The organism is Streptomyces hainanensis (assembly GCF_004348415.1).
GTDB lineage: Bacteria > Actinomycetota > Actinomycetes > Streptomycetales > Streptomycetaceae > Streptomyces > Streptomyces hainanensis.
In genome coordinates, this window is record NZ_SMKI01000418.1 from 1 (window position 1) to 6,883 (window position 6,883).

Here is a 6,883-nt window from a genome sequence, read left to right on the forward strand (position 1 = left end):
GAGTTCCGGGGCGGTGCCAGCCACTCCCGAGGCCGGACGGCCGCACGCCCCGGGGGGTGTGGGGCGGGCGGAACCGGTCCGAAAGGAGTCGCGGGAGTCTGGCTGCTCTCGCTACCGGTCCGACCGTACGTCAGTCGCATCAGGAGCGGATGTGGTGCCGCCGTATCCGCATCACATCCCCGCAGCTTCTCCATTCCGTGCCAGGCCACGCACAGCGCTGTACTGCGCCGTTGGGGCGCGGGCCGCCGGTGGTGGCGGCGGCCCGCGCCCCGTACGCCGGCGTTCGGCGGGGCGGTCAGAGCCCGTCGACGGCGCTCTCCAACACGTCGAACGCGCCCGCCAGAACGTCGAGCCCCTCCAGGAGCAGTTCCTCGCCGATCACCAGCGGCGGCAGGAAACGCAGCACGTTGCCGTAGGTGCCGGTGGTCAACACCAGCAGCCCCTCGCTGTGGCACGCCTTGGCCAGCGCCGCCGTGGCCGCCGGGTCGGGCTCCGTGGTGCCGGGCCGCACCAGTTCGAGCGCCAGCATCGCGCCCCGGCCGCGCACCTCGCCGATCGACGGGTGCTTGGCGGCCAGGTCGAGCAGTCGGGGCTTCATGACCTCCTCGATCCGGCGCGCCCTCGCCGGGAGGTCGAGCTCCCGCATCGTCTCGATGGCGCCGAGCGCGGCGGCGCAGGCCACCGGGTTGCCGCCGTAGGTGCCGCCGAGACCGCCGACGTGCGCCGCGTCCATGATCTCCGCGCGCCCGGTGACCGCCGCGAGCGGCAGCCCGCCGGCGATGCCCTTGGCGGTGGTGATCACGTCGGGCACCAGGCCCTCGTCCTCGGAGGCGAACCACTGGCCGGTGCGGCAGAAGCCGGACTGGATCTCGTCGGCCACGAAGACGATGCCGTGCTCCCTGGCGAACTCCGCGATCCGGGGCAGGAAGCCGCGCGCCGGGACGATGAACCCGCCCTCGCCCAGCACCGGTTCGACCACGATGGCCGCCGTGTTCTCCGCGCCGATCTGCTTGGAGATCTGGTCGATCACCTGCGCCGCCGCCTCCTCGGCGCAGTTCTCGGGGCCGGTCGGCCAGCGGTAGGGGTAGGCCATCGGCATCCGGTAGACCTCGGGCGCGAACGGGCCGAAGCGGTGCTTGTACGGCATGTTCTTGGCGGTGAGGGCCATGGTGAGGTTGGTGCGCCCGTGGTAGCCGTGGTCGAAGACCACCACCGCCTGGCGGCCGGTGTGGTAGCGGGCGATCTTGACCGCGTTCTCCACGGCCTCGGCCCCGGAGTTGAGGAGGATCGACTTCTTGGCGTGGTCGCCCGGCGTGAGCCTGGCCAGCTCCTCGCACACCTCGAGGTAGCTCTCGTAGGGCGTGACCATCGCGCAGGTGTGGGTGAACCGCGTCAGCTGCTCGGTCGCCCGGCGGACCACGGCCTCGGCGCTGTTGCCGACCGAGGTCACGGCGATGCCGGAGCCGAAGTCGATCAGCGAGTTGCCGTCGACGTCCTCGACGACGCCGCCGCCCGCGCGCCGCGCGAACACCGGCATCACGATGGGGAGGCCGTCCGCCACGGTGGCCTGCTTGCGGGCCATCAGCTCCCGCGACCTGGGCCCCGGGATCTCCGTGACGAGCTTGCGCTGTTGGGCGAGGGAGGGCCCTCCGGACGATTCGGGCGTGGCGCTCATGAGGGGCTCCTTCTCGCGGGGTGTCGCCGGTCACTCTCCCCGCAGGCTAGGGCCGCGCCCCGGGTCCTGGCATGCTCCGCCACGGAGTGATCGGGCGACGCTTCTGGACGAAGTGGCGAGGACCGGGCGCGACGTCCGGCCGATTGTCTAATGGTAATGTCGCGACGAACCGTTAGATCGAGCGCTCAGGCGAGAGCGGAGTGGCATGTCCGAGCTGCGTCAACTCCTCAGGGACCTGGAGGTGTTCGCCGGCGATCTGCCGACGTTCGACCCGGCCGCCGCCCCCGCCGACCCGGCCGCGCTGTTCACCGCATGGCTGCTGGCCGCCGTCGACGCCGGGATCCCCGAGCCGCACGCGATGACCCTGGCCACCGTCGACGAGGACGGCGCCCCCCAGGCCCGGGTACTCATCCTCAAGAACCTGCTCCCCGCCACCGGCGGCTGGCAGTTCGCCGCGCACCTCGCCAGCCCCAAGGGCCGCCAGCTCACCGCGGTGCCCAGGGCCGCCCTCACCTTCTACTGGCAGCCACACGCCCGACAGGTCAGGATCGCCGGCCCGGTGGTGGCCGAGACCCCCGAGCGGAGCGCCGCCGACTTCCTGGCCCGCGGCAGGACCGCCCGCGCCGAGGCACTGCTCGGCCGGCAGAGCGGCCCGCTGACCGATCCCGCCGAGCGCGCCGCCGCCCTCGCCGCCTCCCGGGACCGACTCGCCCGCGAACCCGACGCCGTCCCACCGGAGTGGACGCTCTACACACTGCTCGCCGACCGCGTCGAGTTCTGGCAGGGCGACCGCGACCGCCGGCACACCCGCCTCGACTACCGCCGCACCGACGGCCGGTGGACCAGCCAACTGCTCTGGCCCTGACCCCACCGCACCCCGAACTCGGCATCCGAGGCCGGTCGTTCGCCTCCGGAGGAAACCGTCCCCACCGGGCCCGGCACCGCGTGTCCGCGGCCGTTCGGCACTAGATTGAGCCGCACCAGAGTGGCACACGCGCGGCAGCCCGAGCGGCGCCGGACAGTCACCCGATGGCCTGGTCAGGGGGCTTGGCACCGAATGAGCACCGAAGGCGCACCCGACGCGCGCACCGTACGCGACGATGCCGCGCGCGACAGCGCGGAGACCGTCCCACGCCCCAGAGGCATGCCCTCCATACCGCCGGATCCGCCCGAGGACGCCGGCCCGCCGCTCGTCCGCTGGCTGCGCACGGCCCGGCCGGCCGCCGGCCCCGGAGTCTGGCGCACCGGCCACGTACCCAAGCCCCCCGAGGACCCGAACCAACTCGGCGACCGCGAACTGCACGGCACCGCCTTGCTCGCCGCGCTCGCCGGCTGGATCGTCTGGTCGCTGTACGCCAACGGCTACCTGGGCTTCGTCCTCTGGCCGCTGGAATGGCTCGGCCTCGACTCCTGGGGCCGCTCCACCGGCGGCATCACCGTCCTCTACCTCTACGAGCTGCTGTTCGCCTGCCTCCTCGCCTACGGCTTCGGCCGGGCGGGCAACGCCGCCGCGCTCTGGCGCCGGTGGCGCCCCTCGGTGCTGCGGCTGCTCTGCGGCCGCCCCGACATCGCGCCGCTACCACCGGGCCGCGCGCCACGGGCCGCCGCCGCGCTGCTCGCCGGCTACGCCGCCTGGCGGCTCAGCTTCCGGGGCGTCTGGGAGTTCTGGCTCGAACCGTTCTACGCCGTCGTCCCCGACTCCTGGTGGGAGGACGGCGACACCGCCGCCTACACCGTCGGCTACAACCTGTACTACGCCCTCTACGCCGTCCTGTTGATCGCCGTCTGCTCCTGGCTCGGCGGCTGGCGGGCCGTGTTGCGGCACTTCCCGCTCACCCCGGCCCGCCGCGCCGGAGGCGGCCGCACCCCCGAGGAGCGCGCCGAGCTCGCCAGGCTGGCCGACTTCACGGAGCTGCGCGCCGCCGGCGCCGGCCGGGCCGCCGAGCGGCTGGCCGCCGACGTCAGGGGCGGCGCCATGAGCGACCTCGACTACGCCAGGATCGAGCACGCCTGGCGCATCGTGCGCGCCCGCCCCACCACCCTCCCCGCCTTCGACGACAAGGCCGCCGCCGAGGGCGCCGCCGCCTTCGTCCACCCCTCGGGCCACCGCGACCTGCCCGCGCGCACCGCGGACCACGACCTGCTGACCCGCCAGGTCCGCATCGGTCAGGCGCCGGACGAGGACCGCAACCCCTACGCCTACCGCGGCGAGGCCGTCGCCCTCGACCCCGCCGTCCTCGGCACCTCCCTGCTGGCCGTCGGGCCGCCCGGCTCCGGCAAGACGGGGCGCGTCATCCGGCCCGTCGTCGAGGCCCTGTGCCTCCAGGCGCTCACCGGCCAGGCCGCCGTCGTCGCCGTCGGCACCGCCCGCTCCGGGCTCGGACCGGACGGCGCCTTCGACATCGTCGTCCGGGTCGGCGACCCGGCCAGCACCCACCAGCTCGACCCCTACGGCGGCGCCGCCGACACCGACGAGGCCGCCACGCTGCTTGCCGAGGCGCTGGTCGGCGGCACCCCGGTGGACCCGGGCGCGGCCGCCGCCGCGCTGATCCAGCTGATCGGCCCCTACCAGGCCGCGTACGGCCGCCTGCCCGGCGTGCCCGAGCTGCGCGCCATGCTCGACGGCGCCCCGGCCCTGCTGGCCACCCTCCGCGAGGACCTGGCGCTGGCCGGCGCCGCCGACCAGCAGCGCGAGCTGGACGCCCGCGCCCGCCAGGCCCAGCGGCCGGACGACATTGGCCCCCAGCTCGCCGACCGGCTCGCCCTCCTCGACCGCGCCGGCTTCTCCCACCCGGGCCGGGCCCCCGCGTTCTCGCTGAGCGCCCTCACTCACCCGCTGCGGGTACGCGTCGACCTGCCCTCCACCGGGCACGCCGAGGCCGGGCGGATCATCACCCGGCTCCTCCTGGCCCAGTTCACCGCGGCCGCCATCACCCGCCCCGACCGCTCCCTCTTCGCCTGCCTGGTGCTCGACGACGCCACCGCCGCCGTCACCCGGGGGACCGTCCGCGGCCTGACCCAACTCCGGCCCAACAACGCGGGAGCCGTCCTCGCGCTGCGCACCCTGGACGACGTGCCGGGCGACCTGCGCGCCGGACTGCTCGGCGCCGTCGGCTGCCGGATGGCGTTCTCCGGGATCACCACCTGGGACGCCGAGCACTTCGCGCGCGCCTGGGGCACCGCCTGGACCGAGGACCAGGAGACCACCCGCACCCCGGACCGCGCCGGCGGCCTCGCCAAGCGGTTGGTCCGCGGCGTGCGCCGGGCGTTCACCGGGCGGGACACCACCACGGAATCGGTCACCGTACGGCGGGTGGAAAGGGAGCGTTGGTCCGCCTCCGAGCTGGCCCACCGCGTTCCGCCGCGGCACGCGGTCGTCTCGATGACGAGCGTGGCGGGGGAACCGAGCCCGCCGGTGCTGGTGCGCCTCGGCTGACCGGCCGGGCCCGGACGTGACGGAAACTCGTCGTCGCAGGCCGCATATGCCCGACGCCCCATCGGACGCATATGCCAACCGCTGTACGGTGATGGTACGTGTTGCTCTGGCTGCCCAAGGTGATGCATGCGTCCGACCCTCGCCTCCCTCGTCCAGCACACCGCGCTGAAGCTCGGTGTGCTCGCCGGCGAGGGCGGGCTGGAGGCCGAGGTCAGGTGGGCGCACGCCAGCGAGCTGGCCGACCCGGTGCCCTGGCTCGACGGCGGCGAGCTGCTGTTGACCACCGGCCTCAAACTCGCCGTCGACGACCCGCGGGAGATGCGGGCCTACGTGGCCCGGCTGGCCGGCGCCGGCGTGGTCGGGCTCGGCTTCGGGGTCGGCGTCAACCACCCGGGCGTCCCGCCCGCGCTGCTCGCCGCCGCCCGCGACCTCGGCCTGCCGCTGCTCTCCGTGCCCCGCCCGACACCGTTCATCGCCATCAGCAAGGCGGTCTCGGCCGCCATCGCCGCAGAGCAGTACCGGTCGGTGACCGCGGGGTTCGCCGCACAGCGCGAGCTCACCAGGGCCGCGCTCTCGCCCGGCGGGCAGCAGGCGCTGCTGGAACGGCTCGCCGGGCAGGTCGGCGGCTGGGTCGCCCTCTACGACCTCACCGGCACCGTCACGGCCCTCGCCCCCGGCTGGGCCGCCCGCCGGGCCGCCAAGGCCGCCGCCGACGCGCGCCGCCTCGTCGACCGCCCCGCGCCCGCCAGCGTGGTCACCGCCGGCTCGCCCGACGACGACCGGATCGAGCTCCAGTCGGTCGGCACCGGCCAGCTGCCGCGATCCGTCCTGGCCATCGGCACCGCCACGCCGCTCGGCCCAGCCGAGCGGTACGCCGTGCAGTCCGCCGTCGCCCTGCTCACCCTCACCACCGAGCGCTCCCGCGCCTTCCAGGCCGCCGAGTCGCGGCTCGGCGGGGCCGTGCTGCGCATGCTGCTGAGCGGCGAGCCCGACCACGCGCGGACGGTGGCCGGCCAGCTCTACGGCGGGCTGCTCGACGCCCCGCTGCGGGTGGCGGTCGCCGAGGCCGACGGCGACACGGCGGCCCTGGAGGACCTGGGCCTCGTCGTCGAGTCCGCGGCGGCCAGAGCCGGCGAGTCCGTACTCGCGGCGGCCGACGGCGAGGGCCTGGTGCTGCTCGCCGCCGACGGCGGCGCGGCGGCGACCGCCCTCACCGACCACGCGCGGGCCGAACCCCGGGGCCGGGCCGACGGCCTGGTGCTCGGCATGTCGGAACCGAGCGGCCCCTCCGCCGTGGACGCGGCCTACCAACACGCCAGGGAGGCGCTGCTGGTCGCCAGGCGGCGCGGCCGCACCCTCGTGGAACACGACCACGTGGCGGACGGTTCCATCGTGCCGCTGCTGGCCGACGACGCCGTCCGCGCCTTCGCCGACGGCATGCTGCGGTCGCTCCGCGACCACGACGAACGCGGCCGCGGCGACCTGCTCGCCTCACTGCGGGCCTGGCTGGCCCGCCACGGCCAGTGGGACGCGGCCGCGGCGGACCTGGGGGTGCATCGGCACACGCTGCGGTATCGCATGCGGAGGGTCGAGGAGATCCTTGACCGGTCGTTGGACGATCCGGACGTGCGGATGGAGTTGTGGCTGGCGTTGAAGGCCAGCGTTGACGATGATCAGGCGAGCGCCGTGTTCGGCCGCGAGGCCGGCGAGCGAGGCGGCGGGTTGCACCTGGAGGCTGCTGCCCACCGCGACGAAGACGTCGCTGGCGCGNG

The 6,883-nt window shown here is 75.1% G+C and carries 3 protein-coding genes and 2 pseudogenes; 3 read left to right on the plus strand and 2 right to left on the minus strand.

Translation table 11 applies throughout. The features are described from left to right. Window positions 1–295: 295 nt before the first annotated feature. On the minus strand, window positions 296–1,675 hold the full coding sequence (gene gabT, locus E1283_RS28770) for a 4-aminobutyrate--2-oxoglutarate transaminase (protein WP_132821096.1): 1,380 nt from the start codon (window positions 1,673–1,675) through the stop codon (window positions 296–298). Window positions 1,676–1,880: 205 nt separating this feature from the next. On the opposite strand from gabT, the gene E1283_RS28775 reads away from it, so the two are divergent. From E1283_RS28775 to E1283_RS28785, 3 genes and pseudogenes are all read left to right on the plus strand, one after another. Next, entirely contained in the window at window positions 1,881–2,540 is a 660-nt protein-coding gene (locus E1283_RS28775; RefSeq protein WP_132821097.1) for a pyridoxine/pyridoxamine 5'-phosphate oxidase, read from the plus strand. A 279-nt stretch (window positions 2,541–2,819) separates the two neighbouring features. Continuing rightward, a complete protein-coding gene (locus E1283_RS39545; RefSeq protein ID WP_132821098.1) occupies window positions 2,820–5,111 on the plus strand; it encodes a type IV secretory system conjugative DNA transfer family protein in 2,292 nt (763 codons plus the stop codon). 126 nt (window positions 5,112–5,237) lie between these two features. After that, window positions 5,238–6,773: pseudogene (locus E1283_RS28785) on the plus strand (PucR family transcriptional regulator); the annotation flags it as partial. Here the strand turns inward: E1283_RS28785 and E1283_RS40020 are convergent. Further along, window positions 6,771–6,883, minus strand: a pseudogene (locus tag E1283_RS40020) (NAD-dependent deacetylase); the annotation flags it as partial. The pseudogenes E1283_RS28785 and E1283_RS40020 sit on opposite strands and share 3 nt — an antisense overlap.